This is a genomic window from Georgenia sp. 311 (assembly GCF_006151955.1).
Classification (GTDB): domain Bacteria; phylum Actinomycetota; class Actinomycetes; order Actinomycetales; family Actinomycetaceae; genus Oceanitalea; species Oceanitalea wutianyii.
The window spans coordinates 87,674-113,441 of record NZ_VDFS01000064.1; the positions used below are offsets into that span (position 1 = coordinate 87,674).

At 73.0% G+C, this 25,768-nt stretch carries 18 protein-coding genes; 11 read left to right on the forward strand and 7 right to left on the reverse strand.

The features are described from left to right. Positions 1 to 107 precede the first annotated feature (107 nt). Positions 108 to 2,069, reverse strand: coding sequence for a serine hydrolase (locus FHE66_RS14745; RefSeq protein WP_139073737.1), 1,962 nt, complete (start codon positions 2,067 to 2,069; stop codon positions 108 to 110). Positions 2,070 to 2,256: 187 nt separating this feature from the next. Between FHE66_RS14745 and FHE66_RS16020 the strand changes: the two genes are divergently transcribed. From FHE66_RS16020 to FHE66_RS14760, 3 genes are all read left to right on the forward strand, one after another. Next, positions 2,257 to 5,763 (forward strand): S8 family serine peptidase, encoded by a 3,507-nt coding sequence (locus FHE66_RS16020; protein ID WP_218013748.1) that lies wholly within the window; start codon positions 2,257 to 2,259, stop codon positions 5,761 to 5,763. Between the two features lie 314 nt (positions 5,764 to 6,077). Then, positions 6,078 to 6,482 (forward strand): Ltp family lipoprotein, encoded by a 405-nt coding sequence (locus tag FHE66_RS14755; protein WP_176554799.1) that lies wholly within the window; start codon positions 6,078 to 6,080, stop codon positions 6,480 to 6,482. Between the two features lie 165 nt (positions 6,483 to 6,647). Continuing rightward, positions 6,648 to 7,178, forward strand: a complete 531-nt coding sequence (locus tag FHE66_RS14760) for a hypothetical protein (protein WP_139073739.1) — start codon at positions 6,648 to 6,650, stop codon at positions 7,176 to 7,178. Between the two features lie 51 nt (positions 7,179 to 7,229). Here the strand turns inward: FHE66_RS14760 and FHE66_RS14765 are convergent, their stop codons facing one another. Then, positions 7,230 to 9,719, reverse strand: a complete 2,490-nt coding sequence (locus tag FHE66_RS14765) for an excinuclease ABC subunit UvrA (protein WP_139073740.1) — start codon at positions 9,717 to 9,719, stop codon at positions 7,230 to 7,232. Positions 9,720 to 9,842: 123 nt separating this feature from the next. On the opposite strand from FHE66_RS14765, the gene FHE66_RS14770 reads away from it, so the two are divergent. Next, entirely contained in the window at positions 9,843 to 10,280 is a 438-nt protein-coding gene (locus FHE66_RS14770) for a nitroreductase family deazaflavin-dependent oxidoreductase (RefSeq protein ID WP_139073741.1), read from the forward strand. A gap of 7 nt (positions 10,281 to 10,287) precedes the next feature. Here FHE66_RS14770 and FHE66_RS14775 read toward each other — a convergent pair whose 3' ends face one another. Then, entirely contained in the window at positions 10,288 to 10,683 is a 396-nt protein-coding gene (locus tag FHE66_RS14775; RefSeq protein WP_369692772.1) for a VOC family protein, read from the reverse strand. A gap of 106 nt (positions 10,684 to 10,789) precedes the next feature. On the opposite strand from FHE66_RS14775, the gene FHE66_RS14780 reads away from it, so the two are divergent. After that, positions 10,790 to 11,986, forward strand: coding sequence for a pyridoxal phosphate-dependent aminotransferase (locus FHE66_RS14780; RefSeq protein ID WP_139073755.1), 1,197 nt, complete (start codon positions 10,790 to 10,792; stop codon positions 11,984 to 11,986). Between the two features lie 449 nt (positions 11,987 to 12,435). Here FHE66_RS14780 and FHE66_RS14785 read toward each other — a convergent pair whose 3' ends face one another. Together FHE66_RS14785 and FHE66_RS14790 are read right to left on the reverse strand one after the other, a co-directional pair. After that, on the reverse strand, positions 12,436 to 13,620 hold the full coding sequence (locus tag FHE66_RS14785) for a winged helix DNA-binding domain-containing protein (RefSeq protein WP_139073742.1): 1,185 nt from the start codon (positions 13,618 to 13,620) through the stop codon (positions 12,436 to 12,438). Positions 13,621 to 13,651: 31 nt separating this feature from the next. Then, positions 13,652 to 14,860, reverse strand: coding sequence for an MFS transporter (locus FHE66_RS14790; RefSeq protein WP_176554800.1), 1,209 nt, complete (start codon positions 14,858 to 14,860; stop codon positions 13,652 to 13,654). Between the two features lie 204 nt (positions 14,861 to 15,064). Here FHE66_RS14790 and FHE66_RS14795 point away from each other — a divergent pair, with 204 nt between their 5' ends. From FHE66_RS14795 to FHE66_RS14815, 5 genes are all read left to right on the forward strand, one after another. Continuing rightward, positions 15,065 to 16,105: a substrate-binding domain-containing protein gene (locus FHE66_RS14795; protein ID WP_218013749.1), complete on the forward strand. Its 1,041-nt coding sequence runs from the start codon at positions 15,065 to 15,067 to the stop codon at positions 16,103 to 16,105. Between the two features lie 27 nt (positions 16,106 to 16,132). Continuing rightward, complete coding sequence (locus FHE66_RS14800) at positions 16,133 to 17,140, forward strand: ABC transporter permease (RefSeq protein WP_139073744.1); 1,008 nt, start codon at positions 16,133 to 16,135, stop codon at positions 17,138 to 17,140. Next, entirely contained in the window at positions 17,137 to 17,916 is a 780-nt protein-coding gene (locus tag FHE66_RS14805; RefSeq protein ID WP_139073745.1) for an ATP-binding cassette domain-containing protein, read from the forward strand. The genes FHE66_RS14800 and FHE66_RS14805 overlap by 4 nt, the downstream gene beginning before the upstream one ends. Continuing rightward, complete coding sequence (locus tag FHE66_RS14810; RefSeq protein WP_255303769.1) at positions 17,913 to 18,548, forward strand: nucleoside/nucleotide kinase family protein; 636 nt, start codon at positions 17,913 to 17,915, stop codon at positions 18,546 to 18,548. The genes FHE66_RS14805 and FHE66_RS14810 overlap by 4 nt, the downstream gene beginning before the upstream one ends. 357 nt (positions 18,549 to 18,905) lie before the next feature. Further along, positions 18,906 to 20,063 (forward strand): LPXTG cell wall anchor domain-containing protein, encoded by a 1,158-nt coding sequence (locus FHE66_RS14815; RefSeq protein ID WP_139073746.1) that lies wholly within the window; start codon positions 18,906 to 18,908, stop codon positions 20,061 to 20,063. A 95-nt stretch (positions 20,064 to 20,158) separates the two neighbouring features. Here FHE66_RS14815 and FHE66_RS14820 read toward each other — a convergent pair whose 3' ends face one another. Next, positions 20,159 to 22,924 carry a PHB depolymerase family esterase gene (locus tag FHE66_RS14820; RefSeq protein WP_139073747.1) on the reverse strand — a complete coding sequence of 922 codons (2,766 nt, stop codon included), beginning with the start codon at positions 22,922 to 22,924 and terminating at the stop codon, positions 20,159 to 20,161. A gap of 138 nt (positions 22,925 to 23,062) precedes the next feature. Beyond that, complete coding sequence (locus tag FHE66_RS14825; protein WP_176554801.1) at positions 23,063 to 24,124, reverse strand: LacI family DNA-binding transcriptional regulator; 1,062 nt, start codon at positions 24,122 to 24,124, stop codon at positions 23,063 to 23,065. Between the two features lie 150 nt (positions 24,125 to 24,274). Here FHE66_RS14825 and FHE66_RS14830 point away from each other — a divergent pair, with 150 nt between their 5' ends. After that, positions 24,275 to 25,651 (forward strand): ABC transporter substrate-binding protein, encoded by a 1,377-nt coding sequence (locus tag FHE66_RS14830; protein WP_255303771.1) that lies wholly within the window; start codon positions 24,275 to 24,277, stop codon positions 25,649 to 25,651. The last annotated feature ends 117 nt before the right edge of the window (positions 25,652 to 25,768 follow it).

Consider the following 25,768-nt stretch of genomic DNA (forward strand, 5'->3'; position numbering starts at 1 on the left):
CCTGTCGTGGGCCGGCCTGCCCACCGTCACCCGGGACTCCCGCGCCGCTCGCCGCGGGCGGGGAGGCCGCCCCCTCGCGACCTCCCCGCCCCGTGCCCTGCCCGCGGTTAGCGGAACGACGCCGCCCGGCGGCGAGTGGACACCGCCACCGTCCCTCCGGTGAGCAGGACAATCAGGAGGCCGAGCAGCGCCGCGGCCGGCGTGCCCGTCACCGGGAGGCTGCCGCCTCCCGCCGTCGGCCCCTCACCACCGCCCGGTTCGGGCGTCGGGTCCGGGGCGCCTGTGGTCGGCGGGGCGGTGGGCTCCTCGGTCGGCACACCCGGACCGGGCACCTCGGCGGCGGCGAGCGCCACGAGGTACTCGTAGATCGCCAGCCCGATCTCCTGGACCACGGGGTTGCCGATCTCCTGGGCCTCGGCGAAGGAGGACGTCGTCGTCACCTCGGTGAGCACCGCGACGGCGGCCTCGTGACCGGGCACGAGGAAGTAGCCGACGTCGTGGGTGACGTTCCCAGTCTCCCCGGTCTTGTGCGCGACGGGCGCGTCGTCGAGGACGGCGCCGAACTTCGTGTCGACCTCCTGGTCGCCCATCCAGGTGAGGATCTGGTCGCGCGAGCCGGCGGCGAGCAGGTCATCGCCGTACATCGCCTCGAGCAGACCCATGGTGTCGGCGAGGTCGAGGACGTTGGCCGGGTCGCTGATCCGGTCGCCGGGGAACATCTGCCGGTTGAAGCGCATGACCTCCAGGCCGAGGTCGTCGAGCAGCTCCCGGGTGGTCGGGATGCCCGTGTAGTAGAGCAGCACGTTGGTCGCGGTGTTGTCGCTCTGCACGACCATGAGGCGGGTCAGCTCACGCACCGTCGTCGTGTACGGCATCTGCTCGTGCTGCAGACTGCCCGAGCCCGCCACCACCATGTACGGCGAGATGGTCACCGGCGCGTCGAGGTTGAGCATGCCGCGCTCGGCCTGGCGCATCACCGTGGCGAGCAGGGAGAGCTTGATGACGCTCGCCGGGTTGTACGGCGCGGGGGAGCCGAGGAGCAGCGCGCCGCCGTCGCCGGCGAGGTCGGTGAACCCGACCGAGGCCCGGATTCCGCGTGCCTCCGCGCGGTCGAGGAAGGGCTGGACCACCGTCTCGACGTCGTCGGCCACGTCGCCCGTGACGCGGGCGAAGTCGTAGACGACGCGCGCCGCCTCCTGGACGAAGACGTCGGCCTCCTCCCGGGGCATGCCGGTGAAGGACGACGTCGCGGTGAGTGCGAGCTCGCGGCCCGGCAGGAGGATGACGCCGGAGTCGTGCGACACGTCGGAGAGCTCACCGGTCTTGTTCGCCAGGTGCGCCCGGGGCACGACGGCGCCGAACTTCGTGTCCACGAGCTGTCCGCGCATGAGGTCGAGGACGTACTCGCTCGAGCTCTCGCTGAGGATGCCCCCGTCCCACAGCAGCGTGACGAGGTCGGTGACCTCCGCGGCGGAGATGTAGTTCTCCTGGAGGGGAGGGGAGGCCGGGTGGATCATCTTGCGGCCGAGCCGGAGGTCCTCCAGACCGAGGTCGGCGGTGTACTCGTTGACGGCGTCGAACCCGCCCGCGAGGTCGATGAGGACGTTGGTGGCGGTGTTGTCGCTGACCTGGACCATGAGCTCCATGAGCTCGCCGACGGTGATGTCCAGGGGGAAGGAGCGGTCCTGGAGGGTGCCGGAGCCACCGACGATGTTCGGGTCGCCGGCGGGGATGGTGACGACCTGCGCTAGGTCGAGGTGCCCGGCGTCGACGTCGGCCATGAGCGTGGCGAGCAGCGGCAGCTTGATGATGCTCGCCGCCTTGACGCGCTCGTCCGTCCCGGCCACCAGGCTCGCGCCGTCGGGGTCGCCGGCGAGACCGGTGACGGCCACGCTCAGCGTGACCCCGGCCGCTGCCGCGTCGGCGACGACGGCGTCGAGCCCGGCCTGCAGCCTGTCCCATTCCTGCGTCGGCTGGGCGGAGGCGGAGCCCGCCCCGCCGAGCGCGAGGGCGGCGCCGAGCGCTGCCGCCGTCACCGCCCGGACCGCCCGTCGTGATCCTGTGCGCATGCGAGGTCCTCTCTGCGTCGTGGTGGACACGACGGAGTGAAGCCGCCGGAGGTTGCCGCTCTGTTTCGCGTGTTACCGACATGTCACGCGACCTGAGACCGCCCTCCCCGGTGTCGGTGCCCTCGGTTACCGTTCGTGCGGGGGCCACACCGATGCCCCCTTTGCCGACCACCATGGGGGAACCTCCGTGACACCACCGATCCACTCGCCCCGCGGAGCGCGCCGCTGCGCCCGCGCCGGACTGAGCCTGGGCGCCGCCACCGCGCTCGTCCTCACGCTCGCCGGACCCGCCGCCGTCGCCGACACCGGTGACGGCGTGACGTCCCTCGGTACGGCCGCCGACCTGGGCGTCTCCGTCCCGGGCGACGCCGCCGAGCTCACCAGTGAGTTCGCCGCCTCGCCGACGGGCGCCTACTTCGTGGAGTTCGCACCGCGGCCCACCACCCAGGGCGGGAGCACCGCCTCCGTCCAGCGCGTCCAGCGCGACTTCGTCTCCGAGGCGCAGGACGCCGGCATCGACCTCGAGGTCCGGCACACCTTCTCCAGCCTGTGGAGCGGGATCTCGGCCGACATCGACGACGCCGACATCGAGCGCGTGGCCGACCTGCCGCAGGTGCGGGCCGTCTACCCGGTCCTGCCCGTCGCCGCGCCGGAGCGTCCGGTCTCCGAGCCGGAGCTGCGCACCGCGCTGACGATGAGCGGCGCGGACGTCGCCCAGAGCGAGCTGGGCTTCACCGGCGAGGGCCTCAAGGTCGGCGTCATCGACACCGGCGTCGACTACGACCACCCCGACTTCGGCGGCGCCGGCGTCGACGGCGAGACCCCCTTCCCCAACGACAAGGTCGTCGCGGGCTACGACTTCGTCGGCGACGACTTCAACGCCGACTCCACGAGCGCCGGCTACCAGCCCGTGCGCTTCCCCGACGCCGACCCCGACGACTGCGGCGGTCACGGCACGCACGTGGCCGGGATCGTCGCCGCCGATGGCGACACCGCCGCCGGCGGCGTGCGCGGCGTCGCGCCCGACGCCCAGATCGGCGCCTACCGCGTCTTCGGCTGCGAAGGCTCGACGGAGAGCGACATCATGGTCGCCGCCATGGAGCGCGCCCTGGCCGACGGAATGGACGTCGTCAACCAGAGCATCGGCTCGGCCTTCTCCACCTGGCCGCAGTACCCCACGGCCGTGGCGAGCGACAACCTCGTCGACGCCGGCGTCGTCATGGTCGCCTCCATCGGCAACAGCGGCGCCTCCGGCACGTGGTCGGCCGGAGCGCCCGGTGTGGGCGAGGACGTCATCGGCGTCGCCTCCTTCGACAACGTCTCGGTGACCGCCAACGTCGTCGACATCGACGGTGAGCAGCACCCCTACTTCCCGGCCACCGGCTCGCCCGAGCCGCCGACCGAGGGCTCCCTGCCGCTGACCCGGCTCGGTGACCCGGGCACTCCCGCGGCGCGCGGCTGCCCGGACGTCCCGACGTCCGTCGCCGGCCAGGCGGTGCTCATCGAGCGCGGCGCCGACCCGGCCGACCCGGGCTGTGACGCGAGCTTCTACGCCAAGGCGCTGCGGGCGCAGACCGCGGGCGCGGCGGCCGTGCTCATCTACAACAACGTCCCCGGGCTCATCAACCCGACCGTCGAGGGCGCCACGCCGATCACCATCCCGGTCATCGCCATCTCCCAGTCCGCCGGCCTCGCCGCGGACGCGGCGGTGCTCGACGGCGGCGCGACCCTCACCTGGACCGACGAGGTGGGCACGACGCCGAACCCGACCGGCGGGCTGATCTCCTCGTTCAGCTCCTACGGGCTGGCCGCCGACCTCAGCCTCAAGCCCGACATCGGCGCCCCCGGCGGCAACATCTACTCGACCTACCCGCTGGAGAAGGAGGGCGGCTACGCCACCGCCTCCGGCACCTCCATGGCGGCGCCGCACGTCGCCGGCGCCGCGGCGCTCCTGCTCCAGGCGCGCCCGGACCTTGACGCGCACGAGGTGCGGGACATCCTGCAGAACTCCGCCGACGCCGCCGCGTGGTCGGGCGACGCGACCGCCGGTCTCCTCGAGCCGGTCCACCGCCAGGGTGCCGGCATGCTCGACATCGACGCCGCGATCCTCGCGACCACGACGGTGACCCCGGGCAAGCTGTCTCTCGGGGAGTCCGAGGGCGGGCCCGTGACGAAGAACCTCACGGTGACGAACGACGGCGACGCGGCGGTGACCTACGACCTGTCGTCCACGGATGCCCTCGCCACCGCGGGCAACCCGGACAACCCGAGCTTCTTCGGTGGTGCGGCGACCGTCGTCATGCCGGACCTCGTCACCGTCCCGGCGGGGGAGAGCGTGACCTTCCCGGTCACCATCAGCCCCGCCGCGAGCCTGGAGCTCGCGCAGTACGGCGGGTACGTCGTCCTCACCCCGCAGGGCGAGGGCGAACCGCTGAGCGTGCCGTTCGCCGGGTTCGCGGGTGACTACCAGGCGCTCCCGCTGCTGGAGAACCTCGGCAACGTGGACCTCCCGGCGCTCGCCACGCTCACCGAGTGCGACCGGCTCATCGGGATCGACTGCACGGCCGGTGCCGAATGGGACCTCGCCGCTGCCAACACCTTCTTCTCGATGGCCGACGGCGACGTGCCCACGGTGCTCATCCACCTCGAGCACCCGGCCCAGTCCCTGACGTTCACGGTCTTCCAGGCGATGCCCGAGGGCGCCGCCCCGAACGCGGCGACGCCCGGCCAGGCAGTGGCCCGGTTCGAGCAGCACGTGGGCCGTGACTCGGGTGGATTCACGGCGTGGACGTGGGACGGCACCCGGTCCACCACCGGCACCGCCCGCAGCGCGGTGCCCGACGGCCGCTACGTCCTCGAGGTCCGCGCCCTCAGCGCGCTCGGCGACCCGAGCAACCCCGCGCACGTCGAGACGTGGTCCACCCCGGCCTTCGTCATCGACCGCGACGGCGACGGCCAGGTGCCGCCGCTCGAGCCGGAGCAGCCGGTCGAGCCGGAGCAGCCCGCGGTGCCGGAGTACGGGTTCTTCCTCAACGACGGCTGGTCGCCGGTGGCGGGTCACGTGTTCGCCTACGGCCGGTTCACCGACGAGGTGCTCATCGGTGACTGGGACGGCAACGGTACCGACACCATCACGGTGCGGCGGGGGAATGAGTTCCACGTGAACAACGCCCCGCGTGGCGGGGCAGCCGATGCGGTGTTCGTCTACGGGCGGCCCGGTGAGGTCGTGCTCGTGGGTGACTGGGACGGGGACGGGACCGACACCCTGGCGGTGCGCCGCGGGGCGGAGTACCACGTGAAGAACTCCCTGTCCGGTGGCCCGGCGGACCAGGTCGTGGTCTACGGCCGGGCCGGTGACTCCGTCCTGGTCGGTGACTGGGACGGGGACGGGGCCGACTCCTTCGCGGTGCGCCGCGGGGCGACCTACCACGTGAAGAACTCGATCGCCGCGGGTCGGGCCGATGAGGTCTTCACCTACGGTCGGCCCGCCGACGTCACCCTCGTGGGTGACTGGGACGGGGACGGGAAGGACACCTTCGCGGTGCGCCGCGGGGCGGAGTACTTCGTGAAGAACACCCTGACCGCCGGCCAGGCGGACTTCACCCGGGTCTACGGGCGGGCCGGGGACGAGGTCTTCGTGGGTGACTGGGACGGGGACGGCAAGGACTCCCTCGGGATCCGCCGCACCCCCTGACCCCTGAACGCCTGAGCTCCTGAGCTCGAACGGCACGGGGTCCTGCACCACCACGGTGCAGGGCCCCGTGCCGCGTTTGTCCGTCCTCGCGCCCGTCGTGTCCTCATGCCTTCCGCGCACGTGCCGATAGTGCGGGGAGAGGCACCGAGGAGGGAGAGGCCGTGACGGAGCACCGCGAGGCGACCGGAGCGGCGTCGCCGCGCGCACGGGAGCACCACGCCGCCCGCCGCGGCGGGTCGCGGCGAGGGCCTGCGCGACTGGTCACGCCGGCACTGTCCGCGGCTCTCCTCATCGCTGTCCTCGGCTGCGGCGCCATGACCGACGAGGCCGCGGTCCCCGGCACGGACAAGGCCGAGCTCAAGGACGCCGGTTGGGCCGCTGCCGAGGCGACCGCCGACCCCGACCCCATCCCGACTCCCGACCAGGACGCGACCCCCGACGTCCACAGCGCACAGCGCTCGGCCAAGGCCTTCCTCGCCGCCGGGCCGGCGTCGCGCAGTGGGCTCATCGCCCAGCTCGAGTTCGAGGGTTACCCGGTGCGCGATGCGACCTGGGCCGTCGACCAGCTCGACATCGACTGGGAGGAGGAGGCCACACGGTCGGCCACCGGCTACCTCCAGACCATGCCCTTCTCGCGCGACGGGTTGGTCGACCAGCTCCTCTCCGAGGGCTTCACCCAGGAGCAGGCCGAGCACGGCGTCACCGAGGCCGGCCTGTAAGCGGCGTCGGAGGGCCGAGGGAGTGCCGTGGCGGTCGGTCACTTGGCGCCCTCCCCGGTCGCTACGAAGGGCTGGTGCCCGTTGAGCGCAATGAGCCTCCGCCGCCCCCCGTAGTCGGCGCGCCCGGCCTTGCGTGCTCCGGCGGGCGGGCGTGGGATGGGTGTCATGGACCTCTTCGCCCAGCCCGGAGCACCCCGGCTGCGGTTCGACGTCGACACCTCGGCGTGCGACCTCGACGACCTCGCGCCGTGCGGCGGCGTCGACGTCACGGTCGGGGGCGACGTCGCGTGGGCCGACCTCGTGCAGCGGGCGGTGACCTCCGCCTGGCCCGGGGTCGAGCGGCTGGGCGGGTACGGCGGCACCGTGGCCGACGTCGTCCGCGAGAACGCCGAGGCCGACGGGCAGGCGGTGGCCGACGTCGTCGCCTCCGTGACCGCCCGCGACCTCACCGACAATCGAACCCGCGGCTTTGCCTTCACCGAGTGCGCGTTCGGTCCGGGCACGTCGCGCTTCCAGGAACGGCTGCCCGGCGGGCGGTACCGCTACGACGTCCTCGAGGTCGCCTTCCTCTTCCAGCTGGGCGACCTCACCACGCCGATCCGCGACCCGGAGCTCGCCGCCGTCCTCGGCGTCGAGCCCGGTGGCCGCGTGCCCATCGCGGAGTACGCGGCGCGTCGCGGCATCCGGAGAGGCTGACCCACCCCTCAATCGCGGTGCACGATCCAGCTCTCGGGGCAGGAGGGTTCGTCAGCGCAGGTGGGCGGCGAGGTAGTGGCCGGTGAGGCTGGCGGCGTCGCGGGCGATGTGGTCCGGGGTACCGACGGCGACGACGCGGCCGCCGGCCTCGCCACCGCCCGGTCCCATGTCGATGACCCAGTCGGAGTTGGCGATGAGGTCGAGGTCGTGCTCGATGACGACGATCGTGGCGCCGCGGTCCGCGAGCCGCTGGAGCACCGCGAGCAGCGTGCGGACGTCGAGCGGGTGTAGCCCGACGCTCGGCTCGTCGAGGACGAACACGGCGTCGGACTGGTCGCGGTGGAGCTGGGTGGCGAGCTTGAGTCGTTGCGCCTCCCCGCCCGAGAGCGCCGGGGTGTCCTCACCGAGGGTGAGGTAGCCCAGGCCGAGGTCGGCCAGCGCCTGCAGCCGGCGCCGCACCGGGGCGATGTCCCCGACCGCCTCGAGCGACTCGACGACGGTCAGCCCGAGCAGGTCGGGCAGGGAGAGCCCGCCGCGCCGGATCTCACTGGCCGCCGGTGCGTAGCGGGAGCCGCCGCAGTCGGGGCAGGCGATGTCGACGTCGGGCAGGAACTGCACGTCGAGGGAGACCTGACCCGTGCCCTGGCAGCGCGGGCAGGCCAGCGAGCCGGTGTTGTAGGAGAAGTCCGACGCGGTGAGACCACGGCCGCGCGCGTCGTCGGTCTGGGCGTAGGCCTTGCGCAGGTCGTCGTACACCCCGGAGTAGGTGGCGACGGTCGAGCGGACGTTGACGCCGATCGGCGTCGCGTCGACGGTGTGCACCCGGCGGATCCCCGGGGCGTCAATCTCGCGCACGTGGGCCGGGACCCGGTGCGCGTCGTCGTCCCCGGAAACGGCGAGGAGCGCCGGGACGAGCGACTCGAGGACGAGCGTCGTCTTGCCCGAGCCGGAGACCCCGGTGACGGCGACCAGCCGCCCCGTCGGCAGCTCCACCTCCAGCGGGTGCACGGTGTGGATGGCGCCGGTGGCGAGGCGGATGCGCCCGGCGTCGAACATCGCCGCCTCCGTCGCGCGCTCGCGGACGACGACGGGCTCCTCGCCGGTGAGGAAGCCCTGGAGCAGGGAGTCGGGGTCAGCCGCGAGGTCGGCCGCGGTGCCCCGGGCGACCACCCGACCGCCGGCGGCGCCCGAGCCCGGCCCGATCTCGATGAGCCAGGACGCCTCGCGCAGGATCTGGACGTCGTGGTCGACGAAGACCACCGAGTTGCCGTCGGCGAGCAGGTCACGCATGACCCCGAGCAGGCCGTCGACGTTCGAGGGGTGCAGCCCGATGGACGGCTCGTCGAGCACGTAGAGGACGCCGGTCGTCCGGTTGCGCACGGCGCGTGCGAGCTGGACACGCTGGCGCTCGCCGGTGGACAGGGTGGAGCCGGCGCGGTCGAGGGTGAGGTAGCCCAGGCCGAGCTCGACGAGCCGTCGGGCCATCGACCGGAGCGTCTGGACGAGGCCGTCGGCCATCTCGTGCATGTCCGGCGGGAGGGGCGCGGTGACGGTGCCGGACCAGGCGACGACGTCGTCGAGGGTCATCGCGGTGACGTCGGCCAGCCCGAGCTCACCGATGCGGGGAAGGCGGGCGCGCTCGCTCAGCCGGGTGCCGCTGCACGCCGGGCACACGCGCTCGGTGAGGAAGCGGGCGACCCGACTGAGGCGCTTCTCATCGGTCGCCCGCTTGAGCTCCTCGGTGACCGTGAGGCGGGCGTTGCGGAAGGTGAAGTCGAGGTCGTAGACCGACGTCTTCGTCGGGAAGGTGATGTGCTTCTTCTCCTCCGGGCCGGCGAAGACGATCTCGCGCTCCCAGTCGGACAGGTCCCGGAAGGGCACGTCGGTCCGCACGCCGAACTCCCGGGCGATGGCGGGCTGGACCTTGAAGTTGAACATCTGCCAGGGCACGACGGCGCCCTCGTCGATGGTCTTGGACTCGTCGGGAACGAGGGTGGCGTCGTCGACGTCGCGCACGACGCCGGTGCCCGTGCACTCCGGGCAGGCACCCTCGGAGTTGAAGGCGAGCTGCTCGGCACCCGGCGCCGCGACGGTCGCGCCGCACTCGGGGCAGGTGAAGGGCACCTCGGCGGCGACGTCGATCGTCGGCGGCACCCGGTGGCCGTTCGGGCACACGTGCGCGGCGAGCCGGGAGAACATCAGCCGCAGCACGTTGAGCAGCTCGGTCGAGGTGCCGAACGTCGAGCGCACGCCCGGGACGCCGGGCCGTTGCCGCAGCGCGAGGGCCGCGGGGACGTGCTCGACGGAGTCGACGGCGGCCCGCGGGGCGTGCGCCATCCGGCGCCGCGTGTAGGTGGACAGCGCCTCGACGTACCGCCGCGACCCCTCGGCGTACAGGACCCCGAGCGCGAGGGACGACTTGCCCGAGCCAGACACCCCCGCGACGGCCACGAGCTCCCGCAGCGGGATGTCGACGTCGATGTGCTTGAGGTTGTGCACGCGCGCGCCGCGCACCGAGATGTGGTCGGGGGACGAGGTCATCCGGTCCTCCTCACCGGTCGGGACAGGCGCACGGGCAGAGGCCGAGCGTAACGACGTCCTGGGACGCCGGCTCCGGCAGCGCTCCCCGCTGCCGCGACCCGACCGCCGTGTTAGACAGGTGTCATGCCTCTTGACGGTGAGTACGCCCCGAGCCCTGCCACCCGCGCCCGCGAGCAGGCCGAGCTCTACGAACGGACCGGCGGTAAGGAGGGCGGCACGCTCGGCGGGCGGCCCGTCGTCATCCTCACCAGCCGCGGCGCGAGGACCGGCAAGCTGCGCAAGACCCCGCTCATGCGGGTCGAGCACGACGGCGCCTACCTCGTCGTCGCCTCGATGGGCGGTGCGCCGAAGCACCCCGTCTGGTACCACAACCTCGTCGCCCATCCCGAGGTCGAGCTGCAGGACGGCGCCGAGAAGTGGGACATGACCGCCCGCGAGCTCAGCGGCGAGGAGCGCGAGGTGTGGTGGGAGCGGGCCGTCGCGGCGTTCCCGCCCTACGCCGACTACCAGGAGCGCACCGAGCGGGTCATCCCCATCCTCCTGCTGGAGCGGCAGGACTGAGCCTCGCTCAGACGTCCTCCAGCACGGACAGGACGTTGCCGGCCGGGTCGGGGAACCAGGCGATGACCGGCCCGCCGCCGCGGAAGACGCCGTCGGCGTCGGTCTCCATCGGGGTGCCGGGGTAGCGCTCGAAGACCACCCCGCGGCGCGTCAGCTCGGCGACCGTCGCCTCGACGTCGGGCACCGGGAAGTTGAGGACGGTGTAGGTCGCGGGGACGTGGTCGGACTTGGCGTAGGCGACTACCCGGGCGCCCCCGGGCAGCCCGATGAGGATGACGCCGGGCTGCCCGGCCTCGTCCACCTCCAGGCCGAGGGTGTCCCGGTAGAACCGGGTGGCGGTGTCGATGGCGTCGACGGAGAAGCCGGCGAAGGCGCTGGTGTGCTCGAACAGTGGAGTGCTCATGCCGTGTAGACCTGCGGCGGACCCAGGAGTCATTGCGGCCGGGTCACGTGCCCATGCCCGCCTAGCATGAGGACATGGCCCAGGCAGGTGAGGGAGTGCAGTCGTGATGCCGTCCGCCCGCTCGGCGGTCCCGCCGTTCCAGGTGATGTCGATCCTCGACCGGGTCGCCCGGCTGCGTGCGGAGGGCCGCGACGTCATCTCGCTCTGCGCCGGTGAGCCCGCGGGCGGCGCGCCGCGCGAGGTGCGCGAGCTCGCAGCGGCCACGCACGCGTCCGGTGCCGCGCTCGGGTACACGAGCGCGGTCGGTTTGTGGTCGGTGCGCGAGGCGATCGCCGGCCACTACGCGCGCTGGTACGGGCTCGAGGTCGCCCCCGAGCAGGTCGCCGTCGCCACCGGGTCCTCCGGGGCGTTCATGCTCACCTTCCTCGCCGCGTTCGACGTCGGCGACGTCGTCGTCCTCGCCCGGCCCGGCTACCCCGCCTACCGCAACATCCTGCGGACCCTCGGCTGCCGGGTGGTGGAGGTCGACTGCGGGGCGGACACCGGCTTCCAGCCCACGCCCGAGGTGCTCGACGCCGCGCTCGCGGAGCACGGGCGCATCGCCGGGCTCGTCGTCGCCTCACCGGCCAACCCCACCGGCACGATGATCGACCGCGAGCGGATGACAGCGCTGGCAGCCTGGTGCGCCGAGCACGACGTGCGCCTGGTGAGCGACGAGATCTACCACGGCATCACCTACCCGGCCGACCCCGCGGCGCCCGACGCGCGCGGGGTGTGCGCGTGGGACGTGCCGGGCGCCGAGTCCGCCGTCGTCGTCTCGTCGTTCTCCAAGTACTGGGGGATGACCGGCTGGCGGCTCGGGTGGGCGCTGCTGCCCGCCGACCTCGTCGCGCCGGTCGACGCGCTCGCCGGGAACATCGCCCTGTGCCCGCCGGCCCCCGCGCAGCTCGCCGCCCTCGGGGCGTTCTCCGAGGCGAGCTACGCCGAGGCCGACGGGCGCGTCGCAGGCCTCGCCCGCACCCGCAGTCTTTTGCTCGAGGACGTCCCGTCGCTCGGCTGGGGGCCGCTCGCTCCCGCCGACGGCGCCTTCTACCTCTACGCGGGCCTGGGGGAGCGGCTGGGTGGGTACGCGTCCTCGGTCGAGTGGTGCGCGGCGCTGCTCGAGGAGGAGGGGGTGGCCCTCGTGCCCGGCGTCGACTTCGACGGCGCGCACGGCCAGGGGTACGTGCGGCTGTCCTTCGCCGCCGGCGCGGACGCCGTCGCCGAGGCGGTCGGGCGGATCCGGCGGTTCCAGGAGCGCTGACCGCGCCAGAACAGGAAGCGAACCCGCCCGATGTCGCAGGTCCGCCCCCCTCCCGTCCCTCCCGGCCTCTCTGGGACACCCCTCCCACCCTTGGGACACCCCGCGGAACACCCTGGGCACCCGCAGAAGGGCGTCCCAGATGAACGGCGCCAAGCCCCTCGCCGCGCCCTCCCTCTGGGACACCCCTCTGGCCCCCGAGACGCCTCTCACCGCTCGCCGCGACGCTCCAAAAGGGCGTCCCAGAGGAATGCCCGAGTAGCACCCTCGCAGCCGCTGTCGCGCGCAACTCCGCTGTCGCGCGCAACTCGGCTGTCACGCGGAAGTCGGCTGTCGCGCGCAACGCCGCTCTCGCGCGGACGTCGGCTGTCGCGCGGAAGTCGGCTGTCGTGCGGAAGTCGGCTGTCGCGGGGGAGAGAGGGAGCTGGCGAGGGCTTGATTAGGGGCTGGGGCTACGGGAGGCGGGCCTGCTTCATCAATGCGTTGGAGTAGACGTTGGAGATGCGGATCCCACCGAGCCAGGCGGTGAGCCGGGCGGCCTCGGCGTCGATGGCGGCAGCGCCCTCGGCGCCGACGTCGCGGTGCGGGACGACGCGGACGGCGCCGTCGTCGTCCTGCACCCAGGCGCCGACGATCCGCCCGTCCCACCAGGCCGTGTTCCCCGCGTTGCCGTTCGTGTCGAACAGGTATGGGACGTCGGCGGGGTCGAGGTAGAAGCCGCGGCCCTTCCAGCCCATCGTCGTGGGGTCGAGGGTGGGCAGGAGGGCCGCCCAGGGCCCGGGGTCCGGGACCGGCTCCTCGTCGCCGGGCAGCACCCAGCCGACCTGCCCGCCGTCGAGCGACACCTCCACCGCGTCGAGGGCGGCGAGCGCGGACCGCACGGCGGCCTTGGTCGAGCCGAGCCACCACTGGACGTCCTCGACGGTGCCGGGGCCGAAGGTGGCCAGCCAGCGGCGGACGAGCTCGGCGTACCCCTCGTCGGAGGTCAGCGGAGCGGGACGCTCGCCGAGCCACGTCTCCGCGAGCGTCCACGTCGGGCGGTTGATGCGCCAGTGACCCGCGTTGGGACCGCGGGAGATCCGCCCCTCCGCGCCGAGCATGGTGAGGACGCGGGGGCCGATCTGGAACGTGCCCCCGTACTTCTTGTCGAGGTTGACCGTCATGGAGCCGGTGAGCTCGGGGACCCGCTCCCGCAGCTCGCGCGCCGACAGCGGGCCGGACCGGGCGAGGTGGGCCAGGACGGCGCTCGCGGCCGCGTCGACCCACGCGGCGCCGTCGTCGGCCACCCCGTGCTTCTCGATGTCACGGGTGATGACCCGGCGCTGCTCGGCCGCCACCCGCGCGCTCGCGCTGCCGAGCGTGGCCGGCAGCAGGTCGCGCGGGAAGACGAACAGGGTCCGGCGCATCGCGAGCTGCTTGACCAGCGAGCGGTCCTCGTACAGAGCGGCGTCGACATCCTCCGGACTCACGCCCTCGGTGCGGGCGTGGACCGCGAGGTGGACGGTCGCCGGCTCCGTCGCGTGCAGGACGGTCATCGCCCGCGTGACGGCCACCGGGTCGGCCAGCCGGTGGGCGGGGTGCAGGCCGTGGCGCACCGCGAGGCGGGCGCGGCGCTCGGCGTCGTCGATGTGGCGCATCGGGGTCCACTATGCCGGGCGGGGCGCCAGTTCAGGCGGTGCGCGCGCCGACGGTCCGCCGCGGCAGCCCCACAGCGACGACGGTGGCCGCCCCGATGAGCGCCACGGACGCGACCACCGTCCCGCCCCACGCGCCGAGCTCCCACGCCTGACCGAGTACCACCCCGCCCACCGAGGAGCCGAGGTAGTAGGCGAACGTGTAGAGCCCGGAGCCGTCCGACGGCCGCGGGCTCAGCCGGGCGGCGTTCGCCGACGCGGTCGCGTGGACCATGAAGAAGCCCGCGGCCACGACGGCCAGCCCCACCCACACGAGGACGAGCGAGTCCGGGACGGTGAGCCCCACCCCGGCCAGGCACGCCGCCAGCCCGACGAGCGCCGTCGTCCGCAGCCCGGCGCGCCGCTCGAGGCGCCCGGCGAGCGAGGACGTCGCCGTCCCGGCGAGGTAGGTGAGGTAGAACATCGAGCCGATCCCGGTGCCGAGCAGGAACGGCGGGGCGCTCGTCCGGTAGCCGATGACGTTGTAGATCCCGACGAACATCGCCATCGCGAGCCCGGCGAGGACGTAGAGACGCACCCGTGCGGCGCGACCGGCGGCCGGGCCCCGCCCGGCGGGCGTGTCACGCACGGTGCGGGTCCGGGCGGTGATCCCGCCCGGCAGGAGGAGGAACGCCGCCGCGGTGAGCGCCGCACCGACGAGGGCGACGACGAGCAGCGCCGTGCGCCACGAGGCGACGTCGGCGACGACGCCGCCGAGCACGCGCCCGCCCATCCCGCCCACGGTCGTGCCCGCGATGTAGAGCCCGGCCACGCGCGTCACCGATCCCGGGTCGATGTTCTCCGCCACCCACGCCACCGCGGCGGCGGGCACGGCCGCCAGCGCCACGCCCTGCACACCCCGGGCCACGAGCAGGAGCGCGAACGACGGCGCGAACGCGGCGAGGATCCCGGCGGCTGCGGCCGCAGCGAGTCCCAGGACCATGAGCCGGCCCCGCCCCAGCCGCTCGGACAGCCGCGCGAAGGGCAGCACGGCGACCGCGATGGCGAGCGTCGAGACCGAGACGAGCAGGCTCGCCCGGGTCGCGTCGACGCCCAGGTCGCGCGAGACGAGCGGGAGCAGCGGCTGGACGACGTAGATCATCGCGAAGGCGGCGACGCCGGTGGCCGCGAGCGCGAGCAGGGCTCGGCGGAACCGCGGGTCCGCCGGTCGCAGACCCGCACCGGGAGGCTGCGGGGCGGGCACCCGGTCACTGTAGGTGCCACGGACCGGGAGCGCGGGGAGTCCCGGAGGTGCACGCACGCGCGTCCCGTGGACGACGAGCGGGGCGCCTGGTGCTGCGACGCCCCGGCGACGCGCCCGCGCGGTGCTTGCCACGCGGGGAGCGCACTGGTTCACTCGCGCCATGTCGGTGTGACGTACACCACATTGGACGCAGGGGGGCGTGCCGTGAAGACGAACCGACCGACGACAGGACAGCAGGGCCGAGGACTGCTCGCCATCGGGGCGGCGCTCCTCCTCGCGGCGTGCGGCTCCGACGCCGAGCCCGACGGCGGCGCGACAACCACCGGGGGCGGCGCGACCGGTGGCGAGGATGTGAGCATCGGGCTCATCACCAAGACCGAGACGAACCCGTTCTTCGTCACCATGCGGGAGGTCGCCGCCGACTACGCCGACGAGCAGGGTGTCGAGCTCACGGCGCTCGCCGGCGCGTTCGACGGGGACAACGAGGGCCAGGTCCAGGCGATGGAGGACCTCATCGCCCAGGGCGTCGACGGCATCATGATCACCCCGAACAACTCCACCGGCGTTCTCAGTGCGATCGAGCAGGCGCGGGCGCAGGGCATCGTCGTCATCGCGCTCGACACCGCCACCGAGCCAGCGGACGCGGTCGACGCGACCTTCGCGACCGACAACCTCGAGGCCGGGCGGCTGCAGGGCGCCTACGTCCGCGCCGCCCTCGGGGAGGAGGAGCCGGCGCTCATCATGCTCGACGGCACCGCCGGGGGCACGGTCGACACCTTCCGCCACGACGGGTTCCTCGAGGGGTTCGGGGTCGAGGAGGGGGACGCGGCGATCCTCGGCGTGGAGAACACCCAGGGCGACCAGAACAACGCCCAGACCGCGATGGAGAACCTGCTCCAGCGCAACCCCGGCGTCAACGCCGTCTACACGATCAACGAGCCCGCCGCCCGCGGCGCCTACGCCGCGCTCGAGGCGCAGGGCCTCACCGACCAGGTGGTCATCGGCTCGATCGACGGCGGCTGCCAGGGCGTGCAGGACGTCGCCGACGGCCGGTACGCGGCGACCGTCATGCAGTTCCCGGCCGAGATGGTCCGCCAGGGCATGGACGCGGTCATCGAGGCCGCGGGCGGTGGCGAGGCGCCGTCCGGGTTCGTCGACACCGGCTCGGTCGTCATCACCGACGACCCGGTCGAGGGCATCGAGTCGGAGACCACGGAGTGGGGCCTGGAGAACTGCTGGGGCTGAGCGGGCCGACCGGAGAGGGGAGAGGCCATGCCACCCAGCAGCGGGACGGTCGAGGAGGCGCCGGCCGCCGTCGTCAGACGTGAGAGGCTCGGGCGCGCGCTGCGCAACCCGGTCATCGGACCGCTCGGCGCGCTGGTCATCGCGATCGTCGTCTTCACGCTGACGACCGACACCTTCGCCACCGTCGGCAACGCCTCCCTCATCCTCCAGCAGTCCATCGTCATCGGGACGCTGGCGCTGGGGCAGACGCTCATCATCCTCACCGCGGGCATCGACCTCGCCAACGGCGCGATCGCGGTGCTCGGCACGATCGTCATGGCCAAGCACGTCGTCAACGGCGGGGACCCGTGGCTCGCGCTCGTCCTCGGGCTCGCCGTCACCGTCCTCCTCGGGGCGGTGAGCGGGGTGCTCGTCACGCGGCTCGGGCTGCCGCCGTTCATCGTCACCCTCGGGATCCTCACCGTCACCTACGCGCTCGCCCGGCTCTACGCCGAGTCGCGCAGCTACCCGGTCGCCGACCGTGTCCTGCGGTTCTGGGGCGAGGGGATGACGGTGGCAGGAGTGCGTGTCACGTGGGGGTCCTTCCTCCTCCTCGGGCTGTTCGCCCTCTTCTGGTTCATGCTCGGCCGAACGGCCTGGGGCCGGCACGTCTACGCCGTGGGCAACGCGCCCGAGGCGGCCCGGCTCACCGGGATCAAGACGCGGCGCACGGTCCTGTCGGTCTACGTCGCCGCCGGCGCGCTCTACGGCATCGCCGCCTGGCAGGCGCTCGGGCGCATCCCCAACGCGGACCCCAACGCCTACCAGACCGGCAACCTCGACAGCATCACCGCCGTCGTCATCGGGGGGACGAGCCTGTTCGGCGGGCGGGGCAGCGTCGTCGGCACGCTCATCGGGACCCTGGTGGTCGGGGTCCTGCGCTCCGGCCTCACCCAGGCGGGCATCGACAACCTCTACCAGGACGTCGCCACCGGCGTGCTCGTCATCGTCGCCGTCTCTCTCGACCAGATCTCCCGGCGGAGGGCGGCGCGATGAGCGACGACGACGTCCCGGTCCTCGAGGCGCGCGGGCTGAGCAAGTCCTACGGACACGTCCGGGCGATGGTCGACGCCGACTTCGACCTCCGTGCGGGGGAGGTGCTCGCCGTCGTCGGCGACAACGGCGCCGGCAAGTCGACGCTCATCAAGGTGCTGTCCGGTGCCGTCGTGCCGGACGCGGGGGAGATCCGGATGAACGGTGAGCCGGTGGCCTTCCGCTCCCCGCTCGACGCGCGGGAGCGGGGGATCGAGACGGTGTACCAGGACCTCGCCGTCGCCCCCGCGCTCGACATCGCCGCCAACCTCTTCCTGGGCCGAGAGCTCCGCCGCCCGGGTGTGGTGGGCAGGCTGTTCCGCGTGCTCGACGGCGGCGCGATGCGGGCCGAGGCCCGGCGCCAGCTCGAGTCCCTCGGAGTCCGCATCCCCGACGTGCGTCAGCCGGTGGAGACGCTCTCCGGAGGTCAACGGCAGAGCGTCGCGGTGGCGCGGGCGGCCGCCTTCGGCACCCGCCTCGTCATCATGGACGAGCCGACCGCCGCGCTCGGGGTGCGCGAGTCCCGGATGGTCCTCGACCTCATCCGGCGCATCCGTGACCGCGGCCTGCCCGTCGTGCTCATCTCCCACAACATGCCGCAGGTCTTCGAGATCGCCGACCGGATCCACATCCACCGGCTGGGTCGGCGCGCCGCCGTCGTGACGCCGGGAGCGAGCTCGATGCGGGAGGTCGTGGAGATCATGACGGGCGCCGCAGCCCCGGCGGGGGAGAGCTCGTGAGCCCACTGCACCCGGGCGCCCTCGCCCCGGGCCTCCTGGATCGCGCGTGGACCCTCGCCATGCGCCCCGGACGACGCATCCTCGGCATCACCGGGGCACCCGGTGCCGGGAAGTCCACCCTGGCCCAGGCCCTCATGGAGGCGCTCGGGGACCGGGCCCGCCTCGTCGGGATGGACGGCTTCCACCTCGCCGAGGCTGAGCTGCGGCGGCTCGGACGGCACGACCGTAAGGGGGCGCCGGACACCTTCGACGCGCTCGGCTACGTGGCCCTGCTGCGGCGCCTCCGGGTCGGCGACGAGCGCGTGGTCTACGCGCCGGTCTTCAACCGCGCCCTGGAGGAGCCGATCGCGTGCGCCGTACCGGTGCCGCGCGAGGTGCAGCTCGTCGTCACCGAGGGAAACTACCTCCTGGTCGACGACGGCGACTGGGCCGGCGTACGTTCGCTGCTCGACGAGTGCTGGTACGTCGACCTGCCGGCGGACGTCCGCGTCGCCCGGCTCATCGCCCGGCACGAGCGCTACGGCCGCTCCCCGGCGGAGGCCCGCGACCGGTCACTCGGCTCCGACCAGCGCAACGCCGAGGTCATCGCCGCGACGCGCGGACGTGCGGACCTCCTCGTTTCGGGGGCGTGAGCCGGTGCCCCCCAGGGCGGCTCGCCCGGCTGACGGCCGACCCATTGGGGGTGCCTGACACGGCGGCCCGCAAGTCGTTGTGGTGATCGACGAGTGACGCTATGGTCGGGCTAAATCGGTTCAGCATTCGTCGTCGCATGCGGAACACACGGGGAAGCAGCGCAGGTGGGCTAACCCGCCGCGCCGTCGACAGCCGGCCGGTCGGCTGGCAGGGATCGCACACGGATGTGCTCTGCCCGGCGCCGCGGACGGTGGGGGCCATGCCCTCGCACCTGTGGCCCCGGGCGTCGTCCCGCCAGGAGCACTGTCACAACAACTGGAGGAACCATGTTCGGACGTACTCGCACGAGTCGACGGTTGGCAACCGTCGCCATCGCCGTAGCGGCCCTGGTCGGTATCGGCACCGTGGCTGCCGCCGACACCCACGACGCCCCCGCGATCGACAGCTTCCACCCGGTCGCACGTGAAGCGGCCGCGGGCCTGCCCGACCGTACGGTCTACCGGCCCACCGACCTCGCGCCGGGCGAGCCCGTGCCGGTCCTCATCTGGGGCAACGGCGGCTGCCGGCCCGCGAACCCCTTCTTCATGAGCAGCCTGATGCTCATCGCCGCCCGTGGGTTTGTCGTCGTCGCGGACGGCGCTCCGGAGGCTCCGAGCAACACCCTCACCGGGATGCCGCAGCCCGACCGGATGATCGAGATCATCGACTGGCTGGAGACCAGTCCCCAGGCGCACGAGCAGCTCGGGTCCGCCATCGCGGACTCGCCGGTCGCGGTGTCCGGGAGCTCCTGCGGCGGCATCGAGGCGCTGGTCGCCGGGGCCGACCCGCGCGTGGACACCGTGATCTCCGCGAACAGCGGTCTGTTCGAGACGCCGGAGGGCGGCGAGCCGCCGCTCGGCTACGGTCGCGACAGGCTCGCGGACCTGCACACTCCCACGATGTTCCTCGACGGGGGGCCGTTGGACGGTGCGATGGGGAACACGATCGCCAACTACGAGCTGGCCACCGTGCCGGCCGTCTACGTGACGAACCCGCAGAACGGCCACGGCCAGTTCTTCTACGGTGTCCGCCTCGACGAGTCGGGCGACGTCCTCCCGCTGGACGGCATGGTGGAGAGCCTGGAGGAGCAGGTCGCCGTCTTCGTCAACTGGCTGGACTTCGTGCTCAACGGCAACGCACAGGCCGAGGCGTACTTCCTCGAGCCGTGCGGTCTGTGCGAGGTCCCCGGCTGGAGCGTCGAGTCGAAGGGCTGGGACGCGCTCGAGGAGCCGGTCGAAGAGCCGGCAGAGGAGCCCTCGGCGGAGCCGGCGCCCGCGCCCTCCGACGAGCCGACGGAGGCGCCCGTCGTGGACAGCACCGACGCGGCGCCCGCCCCGACCGGCGCCGGCGCCGGCACGCTGCCCAGCACCGGCGCGGACGGCGTGATGCTCGGCGCCGTCGCGGCGCTCGTCCTGCTGACGGCCGGTGGTGCACTGGCAGGGGTCGTGCGCAGGCGCCGCTCCACCCTCGGCTGACACGGCAGCCCGGCGCCGCGCCTCAGGTACCCGGCGCAACGCGAAGGCCCCGGCCCTGTGCGAGAACAGGACCGGGGCCTTCGTAGCGGAAGGGCTCAGCCCATACTGCGCCGGCGGACGGCGAGGGTGACCGCGCCGCCGGTGACGAGCAGCAGGAGTGCGGCCAGCATCGGCGCGACCGGCACGCCGGTGGTCGGCAGCGCGCCGCCGGAGCCGGCGGGCACCTCGTCCGTACCGGCGTCGTCCGGGACCGGAGTCTCGACCGGACCGTCGGAACCCTGCTCCTCACCGGGAGCCGCGCCGTCGTCCTCGACCGGGCGCACCTGGGCCAGCAGCCACTGGAGCGTGGCGCTGTCCTCGTAGGTCGGGGCCGAGGCGAGGTGGTAGTCCGGCAGCGAGAACGCCTCGTCGCCGTACTCCGTCCAGAGGGCGAGCTCGGAAATGCGCTCCTCGCTCAGGCCGCGGTCGCGGTAGGCCGCGACGAGCGCGTCGTACGCGCCCTCGGCGTTCTCGACCGGGAGCAGGTGGTCACTGGTGCCGTGCGTGATCCACATCGGTACCTCGCCCGCGGCGATGAGCGCGTACTCGTCCTGGTCGGCGGCGAAGCCGCCGGTGAGCAGGCCGCCGGCGAAGAGCTCGGGCCGGGTGGAGAACATCTCCCACATGAGCTGGGAGCCGTAGGAGACCGACGTGGCGTAGACACGGCGCTCGTCGACGGAGAACCGGCCGGTGAAGTCCTCGAGGAGCTGGAGCACCTGAGCCGCCTCGAGCTCCTTGCCCAGGCGCGCGTTCTGCGGCGCGAGGACGATGACGTCCTCGTCGGTGCCCGTCCACTCCTCCTGGAACCACGCCGTCGCCGGCATGTCCGCGACGAGCTGCACGCGCTCGTTCTGGCCGTCGAAACCCATGCCGTGCCCGGAGAGGGCGACGACGAGCGGGTACTGCCGCGCCGGGTCGTAGCCGTCGGGCAGGCGGTAGTCGTAGCGCACGGTGCGGTCCGGGCCGGTGACGCCCTCGACGTCGGACTCGAACGTCGCGTGGACGAACTGGTCGACCTCACGGTTGATCGCGGGCTCGGTCAGCGGCCACGCCCGGTCGGCGTCGCCCCGGGAGATGACGGCCCCGCTCGGCGCGCGCACGTCACCGACCTGCACGACCTCGGTCGGCTGGTCCGGGTTGATGATCACCGAGCACAGGAACGTCGGGCACAGCGAGACCATGACGGTCCACCCGCCCTCGGGGCTGTCTGCGAGGTCGACGACGACGAAGCGGCCCGGCGCCTCGGGTCGGTCCTGCTCGAGGAGCAGGGCGGGGTCGTCCGTCGTGTAGACGTCGGCGACCTCCCGCTCGACGAGGTTCTCCAGCTCCTCCAGGCCGGTGAACCGGAAGTTGTAGGCGGTGTCGCGGACGGTGAAGTCGGCCGGGCTGAGCGACGCGGGGTCGACGACGTCGGCGTACTCCAGGACGAGCCCGGTGACCTGCTGGCCGAAGGAGGAGACCTCGGTGACCGGGGTGACGCTCTCGATCCGGTTGGGGGAGCGGTCCTGCGCCAGCACCCACCGGAGGATCGAGCTGTCGCTGTAGGTGGGGCCGGTAGCGGCGTGGTAGTCGGGGTAGGTGAAGGCGTCGTCCGCGTACTCGGTGAAGCGGACGAGGTCCTCGGCGTCCTCGGCGCCCGCGGCGGTGTAGGCCGTGCGCAGCACCTCGGCCGAGGTGCGCCCGAAGTCCGGTGGGAGCACCGGGTCGCTCGTGGCGTGGGTGATCCACACCGGCGTCCGCGCGGTGGCGATCGACGCGGCCTGCTCCTCGCTCACCGGGAAGCCGGAGACGATGAGCGCGGCGTCGAACAGGTCGGGCCGCTCGGCCATGAGGTTCCAGGCGATGGTGGATCCCCAGGAGAACGTCGTCACGTAGGTGCGGTCCGCGTCGACGGCGTACTCGCCCGTGAACTGCTCGAGGAGGGCGAGGACGGACGTCCACTCGACCTCGTCGTCGCCGCGGACGTTCTGCGGCGCCAGGACGATGACGTCCTCCTCGCTGCCGGTCCACTCGGGCCGCACCCATGAGGTGGCCATGACGTCGACGGCGACGTTGACGCCGTGGTTCACGCCGTCGAAGCCGGAGCCCCAGCCGTGGAGGACGACGACGAGCGGGTAGGAGCGCGAGGGGTCGTAGTCCGCCGGGAGGCGGTAGGAGTACGGCAGGTCGGCACCGGGGAAGGGCATGACGTCGGAGCGGAACTCGTCGACGACGGGGTCGACCGGCGGGGCGGTCATCGGGAGGGCGTCCTCCGACCCGGCGGCGAGGAGTGGCGCGGGCGCCTCGCCCGTGGGGTAGCCGTGCACGTCCCCGAGCTGGACGACCTGGGTCGCCAGCGGGTCGCGCAGCTTCTCCGAGCACAGGAAGCCGTCGCACATGGAGCGGACCACGGTGTTGCCGCCCCGGTCCGCGGGGTCGAGCTCGACGATGACGTAGGTGCCGCGCGTCGAGGTGCCGTCGGCCCGGAGGGCCGGCCGGTCGTTGGTGTAGACGGCGGTGACGGTGCGTGGCTCGAGTGTGTCGAGGTCGGTCTCGTCGTGGGCGCGGAAGTTGTACGGGCTGTCGAGGACGGAGAAGTCGTCGGTCGACAGCGCCGCCGGGTCGACGTCGGCGCCGTACTCGAGGGCGACGGCGACGACCTTCTGTCCGAACGTGAGGACCTCGGTGACGGGGGTGATGCTGAGGATGCCGTCCTCCGCGGGCGGGGTCGTGGCGGCTGCCGCCGGACCCGTCGCGGCCAGGCCACCGAGGAGGAGGACGAGCGTCGAGACGAGCGCGCGGCGCAGGCGCTGCCGTGGTGAACGGGTTGTCGTTGTCTGCATGGGTCTCCTTCGACCGGCTCGATGAGCGGTGCTAAAACGATGTAGCGGGAGGCTACGTGGCACCCGTGGAGAGGTCAAAGGCGACGTCGGGCGCGTGTCGTCTGCACGTGCTGCCTGGCCGAGGTTGGGCGGGAGGTCTCAGGCGGGGGAGCGGACGGCGACCGAGCCGCGCTCCCGCAGCGGCATCCTCACCCGGTGGACGTGCGCGCCGAGCGGGTGGGCGCCCTCGGCGCGCAGGGCGCCGACGAGCATCTCCACCGCCATGGTCCCCATCGCGCGGTGGGGGATGGCGAAGGTCGTGAGTGTGGGTCGCAGCCAGCCGGCGAGCGGCGCGTCGTCGAAGGAGATGACCGAGGTGTCCTCGGGGATGCGCAGGCCCGCCTCCTGCAGGGCCTGGTAGGCGCCGAAGGCGAGGCGGTCGTTGAAGCACAGGAGCGCCTCGGGGACCGTGCCGCGCTCGAGGAGGTCGTGCACCGCCTCCCACCCGTGGGCCGGGTTCCAGGAGCGGTAGGGGTAGCCGGAGGCCGGCGGGACGCCCGCCTCGGTGAGCGCCTCGAGGATGCCGGCCAGACGCAGCCGACCGGCCTCGGAGGCGGCCGGGGCGTCCTCGAGCGTGGGGCCCGCGCCGATGAGGTGGATGTCGCGGTGGCCGGCGGCGAGCAGCTGCTCGGCAGCGGCCCGGCCCGCGGCCTGCTCGTCCGGGACGATGGCAGCCGGGCCTCCGCCGTCGGGGGGGAGTGAGTTGAGCAGGACGACGGGCAGCGTCTCCAGCTCCACCGCCAGCGCCCCGTGCTGCCGGGTGAACATCGAGGCGAGGATGAGGCCGTCGACCCGGTGGTCGAGCATCGCCTCGATCGCCCGGCGCTCCTGGACCGGGCCGCCGCCGGTCTCGCTCATGAAGAGCATGTAGCCGCTCTCGCGCGCCGCGTCGAGGGCGCCGCGGATCATGCCACCGGCGAGCTGGGAGGAGGCGACCGTGTCGGAGACGAAGCCGATCGTGTTCGTCAGGCCCTTGCGCAGGCCCACGGAGATCGTGTTGCGGCGGTAGCCGAGGGTCTCGGCGGCCTCCCGCACGCGGTCGTGGACGGCGGTGGAGATGCGCAGCTCACGGCCCCGACCGCTCAGCACGAGGGACGCGGTCGACGACGACACCCCCGCCTGGTGCGCGACGTCGGCAAGTGTCACCCGTCTGGTGGGCATGGTCCTCCTCTCGGCGCCGATGGTAACGGTTCGGTGACCCGCCACCCGCCACCTTGACACACCTTGGATGGCGGTGGTCACATGTGCCTGCTAACACGATTTAGCCGAGCGCGCTTCCCGCGCGTTCGCCCCCTCTGAAGGGAGATGAAGGTGTCTCGCACCCTCTCAACACACCGCCGGTCGCGCGTCGTCGCGCTCGGCCTCACCGGGCTGCTGGCGCTGTCCGCCTGCTCCGCCCCGGGGACCAGCTCCGACGACGAGACCGGCGCCGACGCCGGCGCCACTGACAGCGCGACCGCCTCGGGCGAGGCGCCCAGCTGCGGTTCCGGTGACGTCGTCATCGACGCCTACGTCGAGACCGGCTTCCCGCTGTTCCGTGAGCTCGCGGACGAGTTCACCGCGCAGTACCCGAACGTCACGTTTGACATCCGCGAGGACCAGTTCGCCGTCCTCACGCAGAACGCCCCCCGCGTCCTGGCCGACGACCCGCCGGACCTCATGCGCCTGCCGCAGATGAGCGAGCTCGCCTCCGACGGCCTGCTCCTCGACCTCGACCCCTACGCAGAGGCGTTCGGCTGGGACGAGTGGCCCTCCTCCCAGCTCGAGCAGATGCGCGTGGACGACGAGGGCCGCCGCGGCTCCGGCCCGCTCTACGCGATGGGCCTCAACTTCTCGATGACCGGCGTCTTCTACAACAAGGCGCTCGCCGAGCAGATCGGCATGACCGAGGCGCCGGCGACGCTCGAGGAGCTGGACGGCTACATGCAGGCCGCCGTCGACGCCGGCATCACGCCGAGCGCCCAGTTCAACGGTGGCGCCACGGGTGGCCTGGCCTTCCCGCTGCAGATGCTCATGGCCTCCTACGGCGAGCCCTCCGAGGTCAACGCCTGGGTCTACCAGCAGGAGGGCGCGACGATCGACACGCCCACCAACCTCCAGGCCGTCGAGCACCTCGAGCGCTGGATCAAGGCGGGCTACTTCGCCGAGGACATCAACTCGCTGGACTACTCGCAGTCGATGGCGCGCTTCCTCGAGGGCGACAACCTCTTCTTCTTCAACGGTGACTGGGAGTCGGGCACCTTCGACTCGCAGGTCCCCGGCGAGGTCGGCTTCTTCCTCATGCCCCCCGTCGAGGAGGGTGGCGAGGTCGGTGCGATGTCCGCGCCGCTGACCTACGGCATCGGGAACGGCGCCGAGAACGCCGACTGCGCCGCGTACTTCCTCAACTGGATCGCGACGGACGAGGCGGCCCGCACCATCGCCGTCGAGGTCGGTGGCTCCCACCCGATGGGCCCCGTCGACGCGTTCATGCCCGAGATCGACGAGAACTCGGTGACCGCGCAGACCCTGGCCGCCGGCGTGACCATCGGTGAGGACAACGGCTCGATGGACTTCATCGCCAACGCCACCGGCGGCATCTACGCCAAGGGCTGGACGCCGAACCTCCAGAAGCTCGTCGCCGGGCAGATCGAGGCCGCCGAGCTGCTTCCCGTCGTCCAGACGGAGTACGAGAACGAGATCGGCTGATGTCCGACCTGACCATCTCCCGGCTCACGCCGGAGGCGGACGCGCGGGGGACGGTTCCCCCCGCGCGTCCGGGTCGGGGAGCAGCGTGGGCCCGCCGCCGCCGTGCGGCGGCGGCCC

Excerpts from the sequence above, each read along its gene's own strand:
- FHE66_RS14745 (WP_139073737.1), bottom strand. The coding sequence starts at position 2,069 with ATGCGCACAGGATCACGACGGGCGGTCCGGGCGGTGACGGCGGCAGCG.
- FHE66_RS14755 (WP_176554799.1), top strand. The coding sequence starts at position 6,078 with ATGACCGACGAGGCCGCGGTCCCCGGCACGGACAAGGCCGAGCTCAAG.
- FHE66_RS14760 (WP_139073739.1), top strand. The coding sequence starts at position 6,648 with ATGGACCTCTTCGCCCAGCCCGGAGCACCCCGGCTGCGGTTCGACGTC.
- FHE66_RS14765 (WP_139073740.1), bottom strand. The coding sequence starts at position 9,719 with ATGACCTCGTCCCCCGACCACATCTCGGTGCGCGGCGCGCGCGTGCAC.
- FHE66_RS14770 (WP_139073741.1), top strand. The coding sequence starts at position 9,843 with ATGCCTCTTGACGGTGAGTACGCCCCGAGCCCTGCCACCCGCGCCCGC.
- FHE66_RS14775 (WP_369692772.1), bottom strand. The coding sequence starts at position 10,683 with ATGAGCACTCCACTGTTCGAGCACACCAGCGCCTTCGCCGGCTTCTCC.
- FHE66_RS14780 (WP_139073755.1), top strand. The coding sequence starts at position 10,790 with ATGCCGTCCGCCCGCTCGGCGGTCCCGCCGTTCCAGGTGATGTCGATC.
- FHE66_RS14785 (WP_139073742.1), bottom strand. The coding sequence starts at position 13,620 with ATGCGCCACATCGACGACGCCGAGCGCCGCGCCCGCCTCGCGGTGCGC.
- FHE66_RS14800 (WP_139073744.1), top strand. The coding sequence starts at position 16,133 with ATGCCACCCAGCAGCGGGACGGTCGAGGAGGCGCCGGCCGCCGTCGTC.
- FHE66_RS14805 (WP_139073745.1), top strand. The coding sequence starts at position 17,137 with ATGAGCGACGACGACGTCCCGGTCCTCGAGGCGCGCGGGCTGAGCAAG.
- FHE66_RS14820 (WP_139073747.1), bottom strand. The coding sequence starts at position 22,924 with ATGCAGACAACGACAACCCGTTCACCACGGCAGCGCCTGCGCCGCGCG.
- FHE66_RS14825 (WP_176554801.1), bottom strand. The coding sequence starts at position 24,124 with ATGCCCACCAGACGGGTGACACTTGCCGACGTCGCGCACCAGGCGGGG.